The 17034-nt window shown below is 64.5% G+C and carries 15 protein-coding genes; 6 read left to right on the plus strand and 9 right to left on the minus strand.

Annotation, left to right across the window (positions count from 1 at the left end; genetic code table 11):
- Positions 1-194: 194 nt before the first annotated feature.
- The 6 genes from P2T60_RS08380 to P2T60_RS08405 all read right to left on the minus strand — a co-directional run bounded on the left by P2T60_RS08380 (position 195) and on the right by P2T60_RS08405 (position 8283).
- Complete coding sequence (locus tag P2T60_RS08380; RefSeq protein ID WP_276282101.1) at positions 195-1367, minus strand: S8 family serine peptidase; 1173 nt, start codon at positions 1365-1367, stop codon at positions 195-197.
- 245 nt (positions 1368-1612) lie between these two features.
- The gene (locus tag P2T60_RS08385; RefSeq protein ID WP_276282102.1) at positions 1613-2809 is read right to left on the minus strand and encodes a S8 family serine peptidase; all 1197 of its coding nucleotides are present in this window, start codon (positions 2807-2809) and stop codon (positions 1613-1615) included.
- Positions 2810-3156: 347 nt separating this feature from the next.
- The gene (locus P2T60_RS08390) at positions 3157-4308 is read right to left on the minus strand and encodes a S8 family peptidase (RefSeq protein ID WP_276282103.1); all 1152 of its coding nucleotides are present in this window, start codon (positions 4306-4308) and stop codon (positions 3157-3159) included.
- Positions 4309-4417: 109 nt separating this feature from the next.
- On the minus strand, positions 4418-5614 hold the full coding sequence (locus P2T60_RS08395; protein ID WP_276282104.1) for a S8 family peptidase: 1197 nt from the start codon (positions 5612-5614) through the stop codon (positions 4418-4420).
- A gap of 141 nt (positions 5615-5755) precedes the next feature.
- Entirely contained in the window at positions 5756-6952 is a 1197-nt protein-coding gene (locus tag P2T60_RS08400; RefSeq protein ID WP_382209442.1) for a S8 family peptidase, read from the minus strand.
- 137 nt (positions 6953-7089) lie between these two features.
- Positions 7090-8283 (minus strand): S8 family peptidase, encoded by a 1194-nt coding sequence (locus tag P2T60_RS08405; RefSeq protein WP_276282106.1) that lies wholly within the window; start codon positions 8281-8283, stop codon positions 7090-7092.
- A gap of 169 nt (positions 8284-8452) precedes the next feature.
- Between P2T60_RS08405 and P2T60_RS08410 the strand changes: the two genes are divergently transcribed.
- The 3 genes from P2T60_RS08410 to P2T60_RS08420 all read left to right on the plus strand — a co-directional run bounded on the left by P2T60_RS08410 (position 8453) and on the right by P2T60_RS08420 (position 12006).
- Positions 8453-9208, plus strand: coding sequence for a DUF2797 domain-containing protein (locus P2T60_RS08410; protein ID WP_276282107.1), 756 nt, complete (start codon positions 8453-8455; stop codon positions 9206-9208).
- A 394-nt stretch (positions 9209-9602) separates the two neighbouring features.
- Complete coding sequence (purM, locus tag P2T60_RS08415; protein WP_276282108.1) at positions 9603-10595, plus strand: phosphoribosylformylglycinamidine cyclo-ligase; 993 nt, start codon at positions 9603-9605, stop codon at positions 10593-10595.
- Between the two features lie 472 nt (positions 10596-11067).
- Complete coding sequence (locus tag P2T60_RS08420; RefSeq protein ID WP_276282109.1) at positions 11068-12006, plus strand: mechanosensitive ion channel family protein; 939 nt, start codon at positions 11068-11070, stop codon at positions 12004-12006.
- Positions 12007-12072: 66 nt separating this feature from the next.
- On the opposite strand, the gene P2T60_RS08425 is transcribed toward P2T60_RS08420, so the two are convergent.
- Both P2T60_RS08425 and P2T60_RS08430 read right to left on the minus strand, forming a co-directional pair.
- Positions 12073-12477, minus strand: a complete 405-nt coding sequence (locus P2T60_RS08425; RefSeq protein WP_276282110.1) for a universal stress protein — start codon at positions 12475-12477, stop codon at positions 12073-12075.
- A gap of 27 nt (positions 12478-12504) precedes the next feature.
- The gene (locus P2T60_RS08430; protein ID WP_276282111.1) at positions 12505-13890 is read right to left on the minus strand and encodes a bifunctional metallophosphatase/5'-nucleotidase; all 1386 of its coding nucleotides are present in this window, start codon (positions 13888-13890) and stop codon (positions 12505-12507) included.
- Between the two features lie 91 nt (positions 13891-13981).
- On the opposite strand from P2T60_RS08430, the gene P2T60_RS08435 reads away from it, so the two are divergent.
- The 3 genes from P2T60_RS08435 to P2T60_RS08445 are packed head-to-tail and all read left to right on the plus strand — an operon-like array spanning position 13982 to position 15158.
- The gene (locus P2T60_RS08435) at positions 13982-14221 is read left to right on the plus strand and encodes a DUF5816 domain-containing protein (protein ID WP_276282112.1); all 240 of its coding nucleotides are present in this window, start codon (positions 13982-13984) and stop codon (positions 14219-14221) included.
- A 42-nt stretch (positions 14222-14263) separates the two neighbouring features.
- Positions 14264-14794: a hypothetical protein gene (locus P2T60_RS08440; protein ID WP_276282113.1), complete on the plus strand. Its 531-nt coding sequence runs from the start codon at positions 14264-14266 to the stop codon at positions 14792-14794.
- Positions 14795-14837: 43 nt separating this feature from the next.
- Positions 14838-15158 (plus strand): DUF7116 family protein, encoded by a 321-nt coding sequence (locus P2T60_RS08445; RefSeq protein ID WP_276282114.1) that lies wholly within the window; start codon positions 14838-14840, stop codon positions 15156-15158.
- A gap of 81 nt (positions 15159-15239) precedes the next feature.
- Here P2T60_RS08445 and P2T60_RS08450 read toward each other — a convergent pair whose 3' ends face one another.
- A complete protein-coding gene (locus tag P2T60_RS08450) occupies positions 15240-16430 on the minus strand; it encodes a pyridoxal-phosphate-dependent aminotransferase family protein (protein WP_276282115.1) in 1191 nt (396 codons plus the stop codon).
- Between the last annotated feature and the right edge of the window lie 604 nt (positions 16431-17034).

Raw genomic sequence — 17034 nt, forward strand, 5'->3', positions numbered from 1 at the left:
TGTTTTCGTTGCTTCAGAGAATGTGTATCATAACGATGCAATTAATTTGGTTGCTTAAAGAATTATTTGGCAGTGTTTATTCGCAAATATTGACAGCTATTTTCGTGGAGGGGATTGGTAACGTAAAACACTGCCGCTGGTCGGAGTCTCGATGCGGGCGTCGAAAGAAAGAGTCGGTTCCGAAGGGGGACGGATTACGTGCTGTCGCTAGAGTCGTAACCGAGCGCGGCCGCGGCGTCCAATAGGCCAGCGCCGGACTCGTTGCTGGCGAGACCGATGTTCTCGGCGGAGTTCGCCAGCGTCGAACGGATGTTACTGCCGGTCGTACCGTTCGAGGCGAGTTGGCCCGCGACACCGGCGACGTGCGGGGTCGCCATCGAGGTCCCCGAGTAGGTGTCGTAGCCGCCGTTCGCGACCGACGAGTAGATGTCGGTACCGGGCGCGGCGATGTCCACTTCCGGCCCCGTACTGGAGAAGTCCGAGAGGCTGTCGTCGCTGGCGGTCGAACTCACGGCCATGACCTCGCTGTAGGCGGCGGGGTAGCCCACACAGTCGGTACACGGTCCGGAGTTACCCGCGGCCGCGACGAGGAACACGCCGTTGTTCGTCGCGTACTGCACCGCGTCCTTGAGCGCCGAGGAGCCAGAGCTACCGCCGAGGCTCATCGACCCAACGTCCCAGCCTTGGTCGGCGACGTACTCGACACCCGCCGCGATGTCCGAGAACGAACCGCTCCCACAGCCGTCGAGGACCTTCACCGCGTGGAGGGTCACGTCGGGCGCGGCACCGACGACTCCCTGACTGTTGTTGTCACCTGCGGCGATACCGGCACAGTGGGTGCCGTGGTTGTTGTCGTCGGTCCACGAGTAGTTACACGTGTTGTTGGCCTTCTTCGCGCCGAAACGACAGCCACCCTTGGTCTTACACGTGGCGAACGCCTTCCCTGCGCCGAGTTTGTCGGTCAGGTCGGGGTGGTCGTCGTCGATACCCGTGTCGAGGATTGCCACGTCCGCGCCGCTTCCGAGTTCGCCGTTGGCGTGGAGAACGTCGGAGTCCACGCGTTCCTGACCCCACGGCAGACTCTCGGCGAGCGCGTGCATCGTGCCGTTCTGCTCGACGTAGCGCACGTTCGGGTTGTTCTCCAGACCCTTGGCCGCCTGCTTCGAGGCGCGCATCGTCACGACATCGATGGAGTTGAAGTCACGGACCACTTCGTCGGCCGCGCTGAGCGCCTTCTGACGCCCGCTCTCGGACTTGAACCCGACGTTGACCTCCACCGTGTCGCCGGGCTTTGCCGCCGCGAGACCGCTCGCGGCCGCAGTCGCCACCGACGCACCGGCCGCTTTCAGAACACTCCGCCTCGACATACCATTGTCATTACCTAACATTGCACTCGATAGCAACCACCACGTGCATAAAATACTTTCTTTTTTATCGTTAAAATAATAAACATCCAACAATTGCTATGTAGAAATAGTTAGGAAAAATAATTGTAGCGGCCGGAGCGTCCCGAAACGAGACCTGACCTGACTGGTTTAGACGAACGCGAACCGGGACGCCGACCGAAGGGAAAGAGTGACAGACACTGACACCGAAAAAACCGGGAAAGGGTTTACGTGCTGTCGCTGGAGTCGTAGCCGAGTGCGGCCGCGGCGTCGAGCAGACCGGCACCGGACTCGTTGCTGGCGAGACCGATGTTCTCGGCGGAGTTCGCCAGCGTCGAACGGATGTTACTGCCGGTCGTACCGTTCGAGGCGAGTTGGCCCGCGACACCGGCGACGTGCGGGGTCGCCATCGAGGTCCCCGAGTAGGTGTCGTAGCCGCCGTTCGCGACCGACGAGTAGATGTCGGTACCGGGCGCGGCGATGTCGACCTCGGGACCTTGCGACGAGAAGTCCGAGAGGCTGTCGTCGCTGGCGGTCGAACTCACGGCCATGACCTCGCTGTAGGCGGCGGGGTAGCCCACACAGTCGGTACACGGTCCGGAGTTACCCGCGGCCGCGACGAGGAACACGCCGTTGTTCGTCGCGTACTGCACCGCGTCCTTGAGCGCCGAGGAGCCGGAGCTGGCACCGAGCGACATCGACCCAACGTCCCAGCCTTGGTCGGCGACGTACTCGACACCCGCCGCGATGTCCGAGAACGAACCGCTCCCACACTTGTCGAGGACCTTCACCGCGTGGAGGGTCACGTCGGGCGCGGCACCGACGACTCCCTGACTGTTGTTGTCGCCTGCGGCGATACCGGCACAGTGTGTGCCGTGGTTGTTGTCGTCGGTCCACGAGTAGTTACACGTGTTGTTCGCGGGTTTCGCACCGTAGCGACAGCCACCGCTCGTGTTGCAGGAGACGAACGCCTTCCCTGCGCCGAGTTTGTCGGTCAGGTCGGGGTGGTCGTCGTCGATACCCGTGTCGAGGATGGCCACGTCCGCACCCGCGCCGAGTTCGCCGTTGGCGTGGAGAACGTCGGAGTCCACGCGCTCCTGACCCCACGGCAGACTCTCGGCGAGCGCGTGCATCGTGCCGTTCTGCTCGACGTAGCGCACGTTCGGGTTGTTCTCCAATCCGGAGACGGCTTTCTTGGCCGCGCGCATCGTCACGACATCGATGGAGTTGAAGTCACGGACCACTTCGTCGGCCGCGCTGAGCGCCTTCTGACGCCCGCTTTCGGACTTGAACCCGACGTTGACCTCCACCGTGTCGTCGGGTTTCGCCGCCGCGAGACCACTGCCTGCCGCCGCAGTCGCCACCGACGCACCGGCCATCTTGAGAACGTTCCGCCTCGAAACACCATTGTCGTTATCTAGCATGGCAATTAATCCATAATGCCGGTTACTAATAAGTTTTTCTTATTTTGCTGTGAAAATAACTCTCTGAGGCCGTATTTTCTTACGATTCCGATTTCATCTGACGAAGTATTAAAAAGAGGTGGAGTAGTACGAGCCGCCTCGGTCGGAATCGGCGACGGCGCGCGAGACGAGCGCCGACTTCCTCGAAGTCGGCGCTCGGTGACGGGACTCGGCAGTCGCTTCGAGGCGACTGGTCGAGAAGCGACGGAAACAGAAACGCGGCGAAGCGAAAGCGCAACGAAACGGGAACGCGGCGAAAACGAGGCAGGGATGGTAGGTGATGACGGAGGCGAACCCTCGTTACGCGCTTAGTTGTCGCTGGAGTCGTAGTTGAGTGCGGCGGCCACGTCGAGGAGACCAGCGCCGGACTCGTTGTCCGCGAGACCGATGTTCTCCGCGGAACTCTTGATGGTGTCGCGGGCCTTCGTGTTGCTGGCACCGTTGGCCATCAGTTGACCGCCAGCACCGGCGACGTGCGGGGTCGCCATCGAGGTACCCGAGAAGGTGTCGTAGCCACCGACGACAGTCGAGTAGATGCTGGAACCGGGTGCGGCGATTTCGACCTGCGGACCCGTCGAGGAGAACCCGGAGAGATTGTCGCTAGAGTCGGTCGAACTCACGGCCATGACCTCGCTGTAGGCGGCGGGGTAGCCCACGCAGTCGGTACAGGGACCCGAATTTCCGGCCGCGCCGACGAGGAACACGCCGTTGTTGTAGGCGTAGGTACACGCGCTCTTCAGCGTCTGACCGCCCGAGGACGCGCCGAGAGACATCGAACCAACGTCCCAGCCCTGATTGGCGACGTACTCGATACCGGCCGCCACGTCCGAGAGCGTCCCGCTACCGCTGTTGTCCAGCACCTTCACGGCGTGGAGGGTCGCGTCGGTGGAGACGCCGACGACGCCCCGACTGTTGTCCACCGCGTCGGCGATACCGGCGCAGTGGGTCCCGTGGTCGTTGTCGTCCGACCAGTTGTAGTTACAACCCTTGCCGCGGCACTTGACGAACGCCTTGCCCGACCCGACGTTGGCCTGTAGGTCGGGGTGGTCGCCGTCGATTCCCGTGTCGATGATGGCGATGTCCGCACCAGCGCCGGTGTCGCCGTTGGCGTGAGCGACTTCGGCGTCCACGCGGTCGATACCCCACGGCAGGGTCTGGGCCAGCGCGTGAACTTCGCTGTTCTCCTCGACGAATCGCACGTCTGCGCGGTTCTCCAGACCCGAGACGGCCTGTTTCGCGGCGCGAATCGTCACGATGTCCAGCGAGTCGAACTTTCGAACCACGTCGCTCGCGGCGTCGAGCGCCGCCTTCTGACCGCTGGTGGATTTGAACCCGACGTTGACCTCCACCGTGTCGCCGGGCTTTGCCGCCGCCAGTCCGCTTCCCGCGGCGGTTGCCACGGATGCACCGGCCATCTTGAGAACGTTCCGCCTCGACACACCATTGTCGTTACCTAACATGGCAAATTAAATAAGTTGTTGGAGAATAATAAATTTTTCTTCAGATATATTACTATAAAATTACAAGTGCATTTTGGTGGAAAATTTCGCTGGTCGGAGGGTTGCGACGCTACGTGCTGTCCGACGAGTCGAGTCCGAGGGCGGCGGCCGTATCGACCAGTCCGTACCCCTGTTCGTCGTCCGAGAGACCGATGTCCTCCGCGGTGGCGTGGAGGCGGTCGCGGGCCTCGGTGTTGGTGTAACCGTTCGCCATCAACTGCCCGCCGGTCCCCGAGACGTGCGGACAGGCCATCGACGTGCCGCCGTAGTAGGCGTACCCGCCGTAGACCGTCGAGTAGATGTCGGTACCGGGCGCGGCGAGTTCGACTTCGGGACCCTGCGACGAGAAGTTCGCCAACTGGTCGTTCTCCGTGGTCGCGCTGACCGCGACGACCTCGGGTTCGGCCGCGGGATAGCTAACGCAGTCGGTGCAGGGACCGTCGTTCCCGGCCGCCGCGACCAACAGGACGCCCTTCCCGTAGGCGTACTCTACGGCGTCCTCGACGGCTTGGGACTTGCCGCCGCCGAGACTCAGCGACCCAACGTCCCACCCTTGGTCGGCGGTGTACTCGATGCCCGCCGCGACATCCGAGAACGTCCCACTCCCGCAGTAGTCCAGTACCTTCACGGCGTGGAGGGTGGCCTCCGTCGAGACGCCGACGACCCCCTGCGTGTTGTCCACGGCGTCGGCGATACCGGCGCAGTGGGTCCCGTGGTTGTTGTCGTCCGACCACGCGTAGTTACAGGGGTTGTCGTTCGTTCTGCTTCCGTACCGACACCCGTTCGGCCGACCTTGCAGTGGTCGGCAGTCCACGAAGGCTTTGCCCGCCCCGACGTTGGCCTGTAGGTCGGGGTGGTCGCCGTCGATTCCGGTGTCGATGACGGCGATGTCCGCGCCAGCGCCCGTCTCGCCGTTCGCGTGGGCTACCTCGGCGTCGATGCGGTCGATACCCCACGGCAGGGTCTGACTCAGGGCCTCCATGGTCCCGTTCTCCTCGACGTACCGAATCCCGGCGCTCCGTTCGAGTCCGGCGACGGCCCGTTTGGGAAGGCGGATGGTCAGAGCGTCGAACGCGAAGGTCCGAACCACCTCGGTCGCGGCGTCGAACGCCACTTTCCGGCCGCTCTCGGACTCGAACCCGACGTTGACTTCGACCGTATCGTCGGGTTTCGCGGCCGCGAGACCCCCTGCCCCGATAGTTGCGACGGACGCGCCCGCCGTTTTGAGTACGTTCCTCCTTGAGACACCGTTGTCATTATAGGACATGACGTTCGAATGAGCAATGGAACTAATAATCAAATTTCTACCTATTTACTTAAAATCTACGCGCGCGAGACTCGTACCGGTTCGTCGTGAGACAGTCGAACGACGCCGAGAGCGCGGCCGAAAAAAGCTACTTCGGAGTCGTTACGTGCTGTCGCTGGAGTCGAGTCCGAGCGCCGCCGCCACGTCGAGCAGACCAGCGCCGGACTCGTTGTCCGAGAGGTCGATGTTCTCGGCCGTGGACTTCAGTTGGTCGCGGGCCTCGCCGTTGGTGTAACCGTTCGCCATGAGTTGACCGCCCGCGCCCGCGACGTGCGGGCAAGCCATCGACGTACCCGAGAAGGTGTCGTACCCGCCGGGCACCGTCGAGTAGATGTCGGTGCCGGGCGCGGCGATTTCGACCTCGGGACCTTGCGACGAGAAGTCCGAGAGGTCGTCGTTCGAGTCGGTCGAACTCACGGCCATGACCTCGCTGTAGGCGGCGGGGTAGCCCACACAGTCGGTGCAGGAACCGGAGTTACCGGCCGCGGCGACCAGCAGGACGCCGTTGCTCTGGGCGTACTCGACGGCGCTCTTGAGCGTGGACGACCCGGAACTGCCGCCGAGGGACATCGACGCGACATCCCAGCCCTGATTGGCGACGTACTCGATACCCGCCGCGATGTCCGAGAACGACCCACTGCCCGAACAGTCCAGCACCTTCACGGCGTGGAGGGTCGCTTCGGTCGAAACACCGACGACGCCCCGACTGTTGTCCACCGCGTCGGCGATGCCAGCGCAGTGGGTGCCGTGGTCGTTGTCGTCCGACCACGTGTAGTTACACGCGTTGCTGTTGCCCGAGTACGAGCAGTCGCCGAAGTACCCGCCGTTGCCACAGTTGACGAACGCCTCGCCCGACCCCAAGTTGCCCTGTAAGTCGGGGTGGTCGTCGTCGATTCCGGTGTCGATGATGGCGATGTCCGCGCCAGCGCCCGTCTCTCCGTTCGCGTGGGCGACTTCGGCGTCCACGCGGTCGATACCCCACGGCAGGGTCTGGGCCAGCGCGTGCATCGTCCCGTTCTCCTCGACGAACTCGACGTTCGGATTGTTTTCGAGACCGCTCGCCGCCTTCTTGGGCATCTTGGCGGTCACGATGTCGAGCGAGTCGAACTCGCGGACGACTTCGGTCGCGGCGTCGAGCGTCTGCTTGCGACCCTTCTCGGACTTGAACCCGACGTTGACTTCGACCGTATCGTCGGGTTTCGCGGCCGCGAGACCACTCCCCGCCGCGGCAGTCGCCACGGACGCACCGACGCCTTTCAGAACGTTTCGCCTCGACACACCACTGCTATTTTGGAACATAGCAATTTAACTATTATCGAATAACAGATTAAAATTATGACCTAATTGTTTAAACCCATAATTTTAATTTTAAAAGACTTTGGGAAAGAAGGGTGATTGCTCGAAAAGAAACCGGGAACCGGTGAGTCGGGACGCGCTCAGTTGTCGCTTGAGTCGAGTCCGAGCGCCGCCGCCACGTCGAGCAGACCGTTGCCCTGTTCGTTGCTCGACAGACCGATGTCCTCGGCCGTGCTTTCGAGCGCGTTTCGAGCCTCGGAGTTGGACTTGCCGCTGGCCATGAGTTGGCCGCCCGCGCCCGCGACGTGCGGGCAGGCCATCGACGTACCGTCGAAGTTGGCGTATCCGCTCGGCACCGTCGAGTAGACGCCCTTTCCGGGCGCGGCGATGTCCACCTCGGGACCCTGCGCGGAGAAGTCCGCAAGCGAGTCGCTCTCGGTCGTCGCGGAGACCGCGACGACCTCTTCGTACTTCGCGGGGTACTTCACACAGTCGGTACATGGACCGGGATTACCCGCCGCGACCACCACGAGGACGCCGCTGTCGTTGGCGTACTGCACCGCGTCCTTGAGCGTCTGAGAACTCGAGTCGCCGCCGAGCGAGAGGCTAGCCACGTCCCAGCCTTGGTCGGCGACGTACTCGACGCCCGCCGCGATGTCCGAGAACGACCCGCTCCCGGCACAGTCCAGTACTTTGACCGCGTGGAGGGTCGCTTCGGTCGAGACGCCGACGACGCCTTCGCCGTTGTTGACCGCGTTGGCAGTCCCGGCGCAGTGGGTGCCGTGGTCGTTGTCGTCCGACCACGACCGGTTACAGGAGTTGCTGTTACCCGACCACGCGCAGTTGCCGAAGTACCCGCCGTTACCGCAGGAGACGAACGACTCGCCCGCACCGAGGTTGCCCTGTAGGTCGGGGTGGTCGTCGTCGATTCCCGTGTCTACGATAGCGATGTCCGCGCCAGCGCCCGTCTCGCCGTTCGCGTGAGCGACTTCGGCGTCCACGCGGTCGATACCCCACGGTAGGGTCTGGGCGAGCGCTTCCATCGTCCCGTTCTGTTCGACGTAGCGGATGTTGGGACTCTTCTCGAGTGCCGTCGCCGCCTTCTTCGGCAAGCGGAGCGTAACCGCGTCGATGGAGTTGAACTCCCGAACCGTCTCGCTGGCCTTGTCCAGTGCCGCTTTTCGCCCGCGTTCGGACGCGAATCCGACGTTGACTTCCACCGTGTCGTCGGGTTTCGCCGCCGCGAGACCGCTTCCGACGCTTGCGGTCGCCACGGACGCACCGACGCCTTTCAGAACGTTTCGCCTCGACACACCTTTGTCATTATGTGCCATGACATTTGTACATTATACCCATTCATAATAAAATTTTTTCTAGATGGCATTACTAAATTAACGACTCTGATTTTTGCCATTCTATCCCTAAATTCTCTTTCTCTTGTCAAATTCCGTCTGATTTCGACCGAACGGCACGCCTTTAGGACCCGAGCGCGTAGCCGCGGGCGTGCAAATCGTCGGGTACGAGACGGAACGTGACGACGGACGACCGGCGCTGTTCGTGGCGGACGGCCGAGAGGTACGCCGCGAACCGCTGGCGCAGGGCGGGAGTCTCGGCTACTCGCTCGGCGAGCGCCGGTGTGCGGGCGCGTTAGACGGGACGACCCACTACGACTGTGAGAACGAGACCGCGCCCTACTGCGGCCAGCACGCGAGTACGTGGGTGTGCGCCCGGTGTACCGGCACGTGTCTCAAAGACGAGATGGACTGCTACGACGACCACGCTCTCTACCTCGCGGCGTTCGCGCCCGCGACGTTCAAGGTCGGCGTGACCAAAGAGTGGCGACTCCGCACGCGCCTGCGCGAGCAAGGCGCGGACCGCGCCGCCCACCTCCGGACGGTCGAGAACGGCCGAGTCGCCCGCGAAATCGAGTCGCAACTGGCCGAGGAGTACACCGACCGCGTGCGTGTGCCCGCGAAGGTTTCGGGGTTGCACCGCGATGTGGACGCCGAAGACTGGAAATCAACGCTGGCGGCGTTCGACCCCATCGAGACGTTCGACTTCGACTACGGGTTGGAGTTGGACGCCGCGCCGGTCGCCGAAACCGTGCTGACCGGCGAGATTCTCGGCGTGCAGGGCCGCGTGCTGGTGCTGGAGCGCGGCGGCACGACCTACGCCGTGGACCTGCGGGACGTGGTTGGCTACGAGATTTCCGAAGAGGCGACCGACCGAGAGTTGCAGTCGAGTCTCGCGGCGTTTTGAGGCGTGGGTTTCGGGTGGGTTCTAGCGTGGGTGGTTGCTCTTCGTCTCCTCGACGTTTTCTCTCGTTCTAACGTGTCCGCGCCGTTCTCCGAGAACGACGAGAGCTAGCGTCAGGCTGGAACCGATGAAGGCCCCACGGCTCGTGGGAGCGTCGCTCCCACGAGCCGTGACTCACTGCGTTCGTCACGACACCGCTCCGCACCGCGACCACGGGCCACGCCCTCCCCAACCGACCCCCTCACTCCCTCCGGTCGTTCGGTCGTCTCTCGCGCGGATGGGCGCGACACGCTACGCGGTCGCTCCCGCGCGCTGGATGAAAAGTGAATAGTTCGAGACGACCCGACCCCCGAGCGCAAACGGTGGAACTTTACTCGCGCGTCGCGGCGGTTCGACCATGAGCGACGACGAGGAACTCACCTACGCGGAGGCAGGGGTGGACATCGAGGCGAGCGAGGCCGCTACCTCGGCGCTGGTCGGCGCGGTGGGCGACATAGACGAGAGCGAGTACGCCGGTCTGCTCGACATCGGCGACCGCTACCTCGCGCTGGCGACCGACGGCGTGGGCACGAAACTGCTGGTCGCGGAGGCCCTCGGCGACTACTCCACGGTGGGCATCGACTGCATCGCCATGAACGCCAACGACCTCGTGGCGTCGGGGGTCGAACCCGTCGCGTTCGTGGATTACCTCGCGGTGGACGAACCCAGCGAGGAGTTCTCCGAACAGGTCGGCGACGGACTCGCGACCGGGGCAGAGGAGGCAGGCGTGGCGCTGGTCGGCGGCGAGACGGCGGTCATGCCCGAGGTCATCAAGGGCTTGGACCTCGCGGGCGCGTGCGTGGGACTGGCACCGAAAGACGCCGTGTTCCCCGGCGAAGCGGAGGTCGGAGACGCGCTGGTCGGGTTCCCGTCCAGCGGCATCCACTCGAACGGCCTGACGCTGGCGCGGGAGGCCGCGACCCGCGAATACGACTACGACGACACCTTCCCGCTCGGCGTAGCGGACGACGGCGACGGAAAGCCCTCGGTCGGCGAGGTCCTGCTCGAACCCACGCGCATCTACACGTACCTGTTGGACCACCTCCGAGAGCGCGAGGTCCACGCCGCGGCCCACGTCACCGGCGGCGGGTGGACCAACCTCGCGCGGATGGGCGACCACCGGTACGAGATTACCGACCCGTTCGACGCCCAGTCGGTCTTCGAGTTCGTCCAGCGCGAGGGCAACGTGGGAGACGAGGAGATGCACCGGACGTTCAACATGGGCACCGGATTCGTGGTCGCGCTTCCGGAGGACGACGCCGAGTCGCTCGCGGACGAGACCGACGGCCGAGTCGTCGGCGAGGTCCGAGAGGGCGACTCAGTGGCGATTCGCGGTCTGGAACTCGACTGAGCGGTCGGGTTCGGCACGCGACGAGTTCACCCCGTCCTCGGATTTAAATCCTCGGGCGTTCCGTCGAGGACGGGAATATCGTTCTCTGAGGTTTCTTTATCAACCCTAGAAAATTATTTTTCTTTCTTTGGGAACGGGATAGATGTCTCGTTCCACGTCGCGGTCGGAGCGCGCGGGCCGCGGTCGCGGTGCGGAGCGGTGTCGTGACGAACGCAGTGAGTCACGGCTCGTGGGAGCGTCGCTCCCACGAGCCGTGGGGCCTTCATCGGTTCCAGCCTGACGCTACTCTTCTAACTCGACTTGAGCAGGAGCTAGCTCCTTCGACTCGAACACGACCAGTCGCTCTTCCAACTCGACTACCGGAGAGAAACCGCCGAACAGAGCGACTTCCGACCCCACGATAATCACCAACCCCCCGCGACCCGACGAACGAACCCCTAACGTTTTGCCAACCGCGGGAAAGGTTGCTTCCATGGTCGGTGTCGCGGACGTACTCGACGGAGCAATCGAGACCTTCTGGAGTCTGCCGGGCGCGAGATACGTCGTGGTCACGCTGATACTCGTCGTCGCGTGGTACGGCAGTCGGTTTCTCATCCGGTTTCTCGGCCGTCCGGTCGCCCGGCGGTTCCAGCGGCCGAGTCTGACCAAGACCGTCCTCGGCGGGATTCGGGCCATCGTGATGGTGTTCGCGGCGTCGGTGGCCGCCAGTCAACTCGGGTTCAAGCCGGGAGACATCCTGCTGTCGGTGACGGTGTTCTCCGCGGTCCTCGGTCTGGTCCTCGCGCCCATCATCGGGAGCGTCATCAACGGCCTGTTCCTGCTGGCCGACCAGCCCTACGAAATCGGCGACATGATAGAACTCGTGGACCGCGACACGCGGGGGTACGTAGAGGACATCACGCTCCGGTACACCAAGATATTCACGCTCGAAAACACCTTCCTCGTGATTCCGAACTCCAACATGCGCGACCGGGACGTTATCAACTACTCCGCCGAGGACACCCGGTCGAGACTCTCGCTGGAACTGCTCGTGACCTACGAGGGGGACCTCGACGCGGCCCGCGCCATCATGGAGCGTGCGGCTCGCGAGACCCAAGAAGTCGTGGAGGGCGGCCCGGACATCCGCATTGGGAGCGCGCGCTATCCCTCCGCGCCCGTCTCCTACATCAAGGAGTACGCCGACCACGGCGTCCTGTTGGACCTGCGCTACTGGGTGAAAGACCCCTACTACGTGCCCCGCGTCCGGTCGAAGATTAACGAGCGCATCTGGAGCGAACTCGACGACGCCGACGTGGACATCGCCTACCCCCACCAGCACCTCGTGTTCGACGAGACCAGCGGCACCGCCCGCGTCGAAGTCGAAGAGAGCCAGCGCCAGCCACGACCCGAGGAGTTCGACCCGCCGGGCTGACCCCGACGGGACGGTCCCGTCCGGCAGACTGACCCGGCCGGAGTCGTCCGACCGGACGACTCCGGCCTACTTTTTCCCCACCGTGAGAACTTCGGCGTCGAGTTTCCCGCGGAGGTAGCCCTCGATGTCGGGGTCGGAGGTGAGTTTCCGGAGCATGCGCCGCCAGCGCCCGGCCTGTTTGTGGCCGATGACAACCACGTCGGCACCCTCGGCCGCGACTTCTTCGAGGATGGTCTCCTCGACCAGAAACCCCTCCCGGACGACGTACCGGGCGTTCGACACCCGGCCGAACTCGGCTTCGACCGCGCGCTTGAGTTCCGCACGCGACACCTCTCGCCCCATGTGGTAGAGGTTGACGTGCAGGACGGTCAGCGCCGCGTCGCGTTCCTCGGCGACGCGAATCGCCTCCGCGAGCGTCCGTTTGGAGTGGTCGGTCAGCGGGTAGCGTACCGGGACGACGACGCGAGTCACGTCTCGGCCGACGCCGCCCGGACCCTTTTACCTCTCGGTCGCTCGGGGGTCGACCCCGGTCTCGGCGACTCGCCCCTCGATTTCGGGGTCGACCCCGGTCTCTCGGGCGTACTCGACCAGCACCTCGTACTGGACTCCGGCCGTAGCGACTCGATGGGACTCCCGGAGGGAGGGAAACTCGTCGTCCGTGTGCAGGACGTAATCTGAAAGCGCGACCGAGTAGGTTCGGTCCGATTCGATGGGGTCGCCGCCGACCCGGACCGACTCGACGGCGTGGGTCTCGGGGTCCCACGCGATTTCTGCACCGCTGACCTGCGCGTGCCACCAGTCGGACTCCGCGAACCCGAGGTCCGGCCCGGCGGCCCACTCGAAGGCGTCCCGGAGGGCCACCCCCGGAACCTCCGCGACCACGATACGCTCTTCGAAGGGCGTGACGCTCACGAGGTCCGCGGCGGTAATCTCGCCCGCCAAGTCGTCGCCGGTCCGGACGCCGCCGCTGTTCTGGAGTCCCACGTCCGCGCCGGTCGTCCACCGGTATGCGTCGGCCACGAGGTTGCCGAGGCGACACTCGCCGCCGAAGAGGGTCTCCTCCCCGCGGTCGATGGGAGTTTCGACGGTCGCCACCACGTCGTTCAGACCCGTCTCGGCGAGTCGTTCGCGCATGGCCGCGGCCACGCCCTCGTGGACGGGCGCGTCCGCGACCCGGTGTCGCGTCACGTCGCCAGCGAGGTCCACCTCCAGCACCACCGACCCGCCGTCGCCCGGTCGGGTGAGCAAAGTGCCGTCGATTCGGTCCCGGCGCTCGGTCGGGACGTGTCCGCCGAGGATGGCGTCGGCCTCGACTTCGCGGGCGAGTTCCTCGTCGCCGCGTCCGAGGTGCGAGAGGACGACCGAGTAGTCGGCGTCGAGGGCCGCCAGCGCGTCCCGCGCGGCGGCGATGGGGTCCGTGAAGCCGAGCGCGGTCGCGTCGGGGTTGATGGAGGCGGTTCGCTCGGTCGTGACGCCGACGAACCCGACCGACCCCTCGTCGGTCTCCACGACGGTCGAAGGAACCACGCCCGAATCTCCGGCGAATCGCGCGCCGGTCTCGGCGTCCGCCCAGACGTTGGCGCTGACCCACGTCTGGGGCGAGTCGGCGACGAGTCGCCGGAGCGAGTCGATGCCGTGGTCGAACTCGTGGTTGCCGAACGTCTCCACGTCGGGTTCGACCGCCTCGAAGAAGTCCAGCGCCTGCGCGCCGTCCTCAACCAGCGAGAGGACGCCCGGCGAGGTGTTGTCGCCCGACCCGGCGAGAATAGCGTTTCCGTCGGCCTTCTCGCGCAACTCCCGGAGGAGTCCGGCGAGGCGACCGACGCGCTCGGGGGTGTCGTAGACGTTCTCCACGTCGGAGTAGTGGACGAGACGGGGAGCCATTTGTTCGGAGTTGCGAGGCGTCGGCTATGACTCCTTCGGCACGGACCGGGAGTCAGCACGCCTAAACCCCTCGGGAGTCTACTCGGAGGTGATGGACGCGACCACGACGACCGAGGGACGGACGGTGTACGTCTCGCGCGACGAGGGCGACCGCGGTTCGAAGGGTCCCTTCTTCGTCGTCTACGGCGACGAGGGCCGCCAGAACCGCTACGGCTACCTCTGTGGAAACTGCGAGCGCATCGACAACGCGATGGACCCGATGGGCCGCATCGAATGCAACGTCTGCGGGAACGTCCGAAAGCCGACCGAGTGGGACGCGGCCCACGAGTAGGTCGGCCACTCGACTTTTCCACGCGATTCCCGAAGGACTCCCATGACCGACGTACGGGAACACGTGGTCGAGGAACTCGACAGTCACAGCGAGACGCTCACGCTCGAAGAGTTCGTCCAGACGATAGAGACCCACCACCGCGACGAGGGGAGGGGCATCGACCGGGAGTTGCTCGCGGAATACGCCGACGCCGTGTACTTCGACGTGGACCTCGACGCGGTGGACGAGCGACTGACAGACAGCGACGAGTGGGAGGCGGGCGGGCGGTTCTACGACCTCGGCGACCGAATCAGCGCCTATCCGCTCGACTGGCACGAGACCGTCTCGGACACCCACGACATCCGCGACGTTATCGAGGTAATTCAGGCCGAAGTCACCGAACCCGAGGGCGACCGGCAGGAAGCGGTCACGGAGGAACGGGGCGTGCCCCAACCGAAAGTGATTCGCGTGGCCGAGACCGTCGCGGGCATCGAGAAGTCCGACACCGAGAAGCGGATAAAGGAGCTACGGAAAAACGGCGAAATCGAAGCGTTCGCAACTCAACATCGAGACCCGACGCTCAGAGTTCCGTAATCGCAGGAAAGTTTATTACCTCTTGCGTGGTACCCTCACTCGGATGGCCACTGTTAGCACACCGCCCATCGACCACGCCAAGACGATTTTTGCCGACTTGGGATACAACGTCTCCGGCGACGGCGAGGAGTTCCGGGCCGAACGAAAGTGGCGAGTCGTCCGCGTCACCGCCGTAACCGATTCCGACGACACGCCAGACGACGGCGACCTTCGATGTTTCGTCACGTGGGACGACGACGCGTCGGAACTCCGGAATCGACTCCGACGGACCGACCCCGAGTACGAGTGGGCGATAATCGGCGTTCGAGACGGCGGCGACTACGAGGTCTTTCGCGCGCCACCGAGCGTACGGACTGCGGTCTAACTTCGTTTCCACGCAGAATCGTCGGCGCGCCGGTTCCCGGCGCGCCGCTTCGCTCGACTTCCGATTTTTCGACTCTCTGTCCTACTGTTCGCCTAGGTTCCGAGCAGTCGCGGCGAGACCCGCCTCCACGTCCACGTCGGCACCTTGTTCGGAGAGTGCGTCACCGAGTGCGGCCATCAGGTACGAGACGGTCTCGGCGCGGGCCGAGTAGCCCATGCAACCGATGCGGAAGATTTCGCCGTCCAAGTCGCCCAGACCAGTGGCGATTTCGAGGTCGTACTGGTCTAAGAGGTAGTCGGTCACGTCGGTATCGGTCACGCCGTCGGGGACGCGGACGGCGTTGAGACTCGGCAACCAGTAGTCGTCGGGCGCGTTCATCTCGACGCCCATCGCCTCGACGCCCGCCTTCAGCGCGCCCGCTACCTCGCGGTGGCGCTCCCACCGGTTCTCGATGCCCTCCTCGGCGACGAGGCGGAGGGCCTCCCGGAGCGCGTAGACGTTCGTGATGGGCGCGGTGTGGTGGTACGACCGGTCGTCGCCCCAGTAGCCTTCGAGCAGCGAGAGGTCGAGGTACCACGACCGGGCGTCCTCCTCGCGCGAGAGAACTTTCTCCATCGCGCGGTCGTTGAGCGTCAGCGGTGCCGCGCCGGGCGGACACGACAGGCACTTCTGCGGTCCGGCGTAGGCCACGTCAATGGCCCAGTCGTCCACCTTCAACTCGACACCGCCGAGCGACGTGACGGTATCGGCAATCACGAGGGCGTCGTGGTCGTGGGCCGCGTCGGTGAGTTCGGCCACGTCGGGTTGGAGGACGCCGGTACTGGTCTCGGCGTGGACGAACCCGAACACGTCGGGTTGGTGTTCGGCCATCGCGTCGGCAACGTCGGCGGGGTCTAAGGGTTCGCCCCACGGCGCATCGACGTGGACGACTTCGCCGCCCGCGCGGGTCGCCATCTCCGCCATCCGGCCGCCGAAGTAGCCGTTGGTCGGGACCAGCATCGTGTCGCCCGGTTCCACGACGTTGCCGATTGCGGCCTCCATCGCGGCCGACCCGGTTCCGGAGACCGGAATCGTCCACTGGTTGTCGGTCCGGAACGTGTACCGCAGGAGGTCTTGGACCTCGTTCATGATTTCGATGAACGAGGGGTCGAGGTGGCCGACCAGCGGCGTACTCATCGCGCGAAGCACTCGCGGGTGGACCTCGCTCGGTCCGGGCCCCATGAGCGTTCTGTCCGGCGGTGTCAACTCGCCAACGTCCGGTTTCTCCACCATGTCGCGTGGTATCGGTCCCGGACGACTTAAAAAGTTCCACCCGATACCCGGCGTTATCACCGCGTTGTCGGGACGTGCCGCCGGACGTAACGCGGCGTTGACCTGCTCGGAGTCTCTGGGCGTCGGGGAAACACGTCGTTGGACGGACTGAACGGACGAAACGGTCGCACCGGTTTATTCGGCTGTCCGGCCTACGAGATAACGCCCCGACGGACGCGACGGGGGCGCGTTCGGCGGGCGAGAATTTCGAAAACGGCACGACCGGACCTGCGGGGGACCGCTACGCGGGGGGACCGACGAACGGCCACGAGCGCGCGCACGAGGGTCGGACTAAACGGGGGAGGTTGGTTCGACCCCGTGCGGGCACGACTGGAGGACGGCCGATTCGCGGCCCACACCCGCTCGCGCGGCGACCCGAGCCGTCTTTGGAGTGTTTCCGACCGACCCCGGCAGACGACGACACCACTGCCGGGGGCCGATTTTCACCGCTTTCGACGGCGACCGTTAGACAATCGTAGAGGATTCTTTCACATACATCTCGAAACGTCTAAGAACTATTATTGTTTGTCTAGGACTATCGAACGTTGCTCGAACGGGCGACGGT

The sequence above is a fragment of the Halorussus caseinilyticus genome, from assembly GCF_029338395.1.
Taxonomy (GTDB): domain Archaea; phylum Halobacteriota; class Halobacteria; order Halobacteriales; family Haladaptataceae; genus Halorussus; species Halorussus caseinilyticus.